Annotated in this window: 1 protein-coding gene; it reads left to right on the forward strand. The window is 56.4% G+C overall.

Annotated features, from left to right (window positions below; all coding sequences use genetic code 11):
• Positions 1 to 589 (forward strand): molybdopterin-dependent oxidoreductase (locus tag BV390_RS30435; RefSeq protein ID WP_168185436.1); only part of this gene is annotated, 589 nt, incomplete at both ends.

Consider the following 589-nt stretch of genomic DNA (forward strand, 5'->3'; position numbering starts at 1 on the left):
ACCCTGTGCCTGAAAGGCTATTATGGCTGGGATTTCATTAACGATACCCAGATCCTCACCCCGCGCCTGAAAACCCCTATGATCCGCCGTCAGCGTGGCGGCAAACTGGAATCCGTCTCCTGGCAGGAAGCGCTCGACTACGTCGCGACCCGTCTCAGCGCCATTAAGGCGAAGTACGGTCCGGACGCCATTCAGACCACCGGCTCCTCCCGCGGGACGGGGAACGAAACCAACTATGTGATGCAAAAGTTCGCGCGCGCCGTTATTGGTACCAATAACGTCGACTGCTGCGCTCGCGTCTGACACGGCCCTTCGGTTGCAGGTCTGCACCAGTCGGTCGGTAATGGCGCCATGAGTAATGCCATCACAGAGATTGATAACACCGATCTCGTGTTTATCTTCGGGTACAACCCGGCAGATTCACACCCTATTGTGGCGAATCACGTGATCAACGCCAAACGCAATGGGGCGAAAATTATCGTCTGCGATCCGCGTAAAATCGAAACCGCGCGTATCGCCGATATGCACATTGCGCTGAAGAACGGCTCGAACATCGCGCTGCTCAACGCCATCGGGCAGGTGATTATCG

The sequence above is a fragment of the Klebsiella sp. YJ genome, assembly GCF_002108615.1.
GTDB lineage: Bacteria > Pseudomonadota > Gammaproteobacteria > Enterobacterales > Enterobacteriaceae > Klebsiella > Klebsiella planticola.